At 56.9% G+C, this 1,225-nt stretch carries 2 protein-coding genes; one reads left to right on the top strand and one right to left on the bottom strand.

The window, feature by feature from the left end; translation table 11 throughout:
* The coding region (locus AC1DLB_RS30375; protein WP_477786327.1) for a hypothetical protein at nt 1-215 on the top strand (215 nt) is incomplete at its 5' end.
* A gap of 38 nt (nt 216-253) precedes the next feature.
* On the opposite strand, the gene AC1DLB_RS30370 is transcribed toward AC1DLB_RS30375, so the two are convergent.
* On the bottom strand, nt 254-1,225 hold a 972-nt coding region (locus AC1DLB_RS30370), incomplete at its 5' end, for a CaiB/BaiF CoA transferase family protein (protein ID WP_477786326.1).

The raw sequence follows: 1,225 nt of genomic DNA, 5'->3' as shown, positions 1-1,225 counted from the left end.
ACCCTGCCTTACCAACTCCTTCTGGCTTCGATGAACTGAAGCGTAACCGCTGTCGAAAACTGCGTAACTCGTTGTTTACCAAGGAGTTTTCCGTTTCGACTGCGCCGGAAGTGGGGCGAATTATAGACGTCCAGAATCTGCCGTCAACCTCTAATTTGGCTTTTCTATCAATAGCTTGCAGAAAGCCGGAAAACCGCCCGTTTTCCTTCTTATAGAGGAGAGCAAAACCACTCCTTCTATATAGAAGAGGACTTCAGAGCACCCCCGCCTCTTTGAAAGCAGCGACTGCACCGGCATCCAGACCCAATACCCGCTGCAAAACCTCCAGCGTGTGCTCACCCAATAAAGGAGGTGCGCTACGGTACTCCACTGGCGTCTCGGACAGGCGTATCGGGCTCGCAACTTGAGGTACGATCCCGGCCAAAGCATGAGGCAGCTCAATAGCCAACCCTCGAGCCTGAACCTGAGGGTCGGCAAACACCTGGGCCAAATCATTGATCGGCCCACACGGCACGCCTGCCTGCTCCAACTGCGTCACCCATTCAGCAGTGGTCTTGAACACGGTCGCCTGGCGGATCAGCGGGATCAGCACCGCCCGATTTGCCACCCTTAACTTATTGGTCGCAAAACGCGGATCATCCGCCCACTGCGGCTGCCCGGCCACCTCCGCAAATTTGCGGAACTGCCCATCATTACCCACGGTAAGGATGAAGTCGCCATCGGCTGTAGGGAAGTCCTGATAAGGCACGATATTCGGATGGGCGTTGCCCAGGCGCTTAGGCGCAATGCCCGTAGTCAGGTAGTTCATCGCCTGGTTCGCCAGACACGCCACCTGAACGTCCAGCAATGCCATATCAATGTGCTGACCGCCGCCACCATGATCCCGATGAGCCAGCGCAGCCAGGATCGCTACCGTTGAATAGAGCCCAGTCAGAATGTCTGTCAGCGCCACGCCAACTTTCACCGGGCCTGCACCTTCATCTCCTTCGGGGCGACCGGTCAAACTCATCAGACCGCCCAGGCCCTGGATCATGAAGTCATAACCCGCACGCTTGGCATACGGGCCGGTCTGACCGAACCCGGTGATCGAGCAATAGATCAGCTTCGGATTGGCCACCTTTAGTGACTCGTAGTCCAGCCCATATGCCGCAAGACCACCGACCTTGAAGTTCTCGATGAGGATATCCGACTTCGCCGCCAACTCACGCACCAGCCGCTGCCCCTC

This window comes from Pseudomonas sp. 05N434 (assembly GCF_056396965.1).
Note: the sequence above shows the minus strand (reverse complement) of the source record. Positions and strands in the feature narration are given on the sequence as shown.